The 1,885-nt window shown below is 54.8% G+C and carries 3 protein-coding genes; 2 read left to right on the top strand and 1 reads right to left on the bottom strand.

Translation table 11 applies throughout. The features are described from left to right. Positions 1-237, bottom strand: a 237-nt coding sequence (locus QME66_13675; protein MDI6809995.1) for a helix-turn-helix domain-containing protein, incomplete at its 3' end; no start/stop codon positions are given. Between the two features lie 265 nt (positions 238-502). On the opposite strand from QME66_13675, the gene QME66_13670 reads away from it, so the two are divergent. Both QME66_13670 and QME66_13665 read left to right on the top strand, forming a co-directional pair. After that, positions 503-1,345: a hypothetical protein gene (locus tag QME66_13670; protein MDI6809994.1), complete on the top strand. Its 843-nt coding sequence runs from the start codon at positions 503-505 to the stop codon at positions 1,343-1,345. Between the two features lie 158 nt (positions 1,346-1,503). Continuing rightward, positions 1,504-1,863 (top strand): hypothetical protein, encoded by a 360-nt coding sequence (locus QME66_13665; protein ID MDI6809993.1) that lies wholly within the window; start codon positions 1,504-1,506, stop codon positions 1,861-1,863. Positions 1,864-1,885 lie beyond the last annotated feature (22 nt).

The following is a 1,885-nucleotide window of genomic DNA, read 5'->3' as shown; positions in this document are numbered from 1 at the left end:
GCGATACACCACCTTCCCGTTACGCACCCCTTCTTTTAGCAACTGCCCGATTAACTCCCTGAACGGCTCGACCTTGCTCCACCGCCGCCTTCGAGCCTTCCCCGACGGCGCCCCGCCGCGCTTCACCGCACGGCGAATCGTCCTCGGATGCACTCCCAGTGACGCCGCTATATCCTTCTGATAGACTCCACGCTCAATCTGTGCTCTGATTTCCATCCAGTCCCCTTTCCTGAGCATCGGTTACCTCCAGGCCTGTTGCCAACTTACCTGGAATCTAACCGACAGCTGGGTCAGGGGACATTCTTTCCGTTAATCAGAGGACATTTAACACCGGCACTGACAACTAGCCTCGCTGGCATCGTCTTCCATTGCTTGGAAATGCGGAGAAGGCCTGATTTTGATCTTCCGAAATATACTGACCAAATCCGCGGTGCTTGGGTTGTAGGTAGAACCGTCAACTTGTAGTTAGGTAACAGAAGAACACTGGACTCCGGAGGTGCGAATGGCACGGACTTCTGCGAATCGAATCAAAGATCAACAGCTCGCGTGGGCACAACGCTCAGGGATTGCCCTGGATTCTGATGACTACTGCGTTGAGCGTGAGAAGAATCTGTTTGAGTCCTTGTGTCCCTGTAGTATCCGCGAGATTGTCGACAGCGATGGGGCTGAATTGGGGAAGGGTGGTCAGCGCGGTAAGATGCAAGCCGTCTATTCCTCGTCGGCTCTGCTGTGCAACATCTTCGATTACTGGCGCGGCCGAGACCTATCGCTCATTGCTGAAGCACTTGGTATCTCGGGTCGGTGCTGCGGGCTCGCTTTCGAACAGAAGTTCCCGACTGGCCTCGGACGGATACCGCCGAACATTGATGTTGTCCTTTGTGGCCGGGACGGGGCGATCTTCGCCGTTGAGGGGAAGTTCATGGAGCCCTATCGCCGATCGAAGGCGAAGAACTATCTGAAGCCGAAGTACTTCGCGGACGCCACGCGGTTCTGGGCCAATCGGGGATTGCCCGGGTGCCAGAGAGTCGCCGAGGACCTGCGTGACGGCAAAGTGGTGTTTGAGTTCCTTGATGCAGCGCAGCTCCTCAAGCACATGCTGGGACTCAGTGCAAATTGCCAGACATGGCGGCTCTGCTATCTGTGGTTCAGGCCGGATGGCGCTGAGGCTCACAGTCATGCGCAGGAGATCGCGCACTTTTCCGGGCTCCTGGGGGCCGACGCGGCGCACTTCGTCTCCTATTCATATCAAGAGTTTTTCAGTAGTCTTGCCAAAAGGCTCGGCGAGGAGCATAGGACCTACGTGGAGTACTTGAGAGATCGGTACTTCGGTGAGACTGTTACCTAACCCGTATGAGCCGTCCTCTTTTCTGTGATTGGTGAGATCCCGAGCATGGTCTCGGAACTATCCCGTTGTAGAGGCCTCAATGAGTATCATGCGCGTGGAGCGAACTCGACCAGAGGGCCCTACCGCTCGCGTGGTCGTTCTGAGGAAATGTGGCGCAGATGACTGACACGCGCAGGCATCCGATATTTGAAGAAATTGGCGCCAGACTTTACTCACTGGCTGACAAAGACCCGCATTTGGCCATCGCTGAGGGAAGGAACTCAAAGACGTGGTCACAGCTGGGTGATCTTAATAGCAGGATCCTGAAATCGGCATTTCTGATTGACGTCGGATCTAGAGCTCATGATGAACACACCATAAGTGAGGGTTGCGACTTGCTCCGTGAACTTACTGCAAGACTCCCCGATCGCCACGATCTGCTCTACAACCTGGGAAATGGACTGATTGCTCAGGCAGACGAAAATGCTGAAGACTCGCCAGAATGGTATCTAGCCTGCTTTATGCATAAACTTACATGAACATGGTATCGAGTGCCACAAG

Source organism: Candidatus Eisenbacteria bacterium, assembly GCA_030017955.1.
In the GTDB taxonomy this organism is placed as follows: Bacteria; Eisenbacteria; RBG-16-71-46; order JASEGR01; family JASEGR01; genus JASEGR01.
Note: the sequence above shows the minus strand (reverse complement) of the source record. Positions and strands in the feature narration are given on the sequence as shown.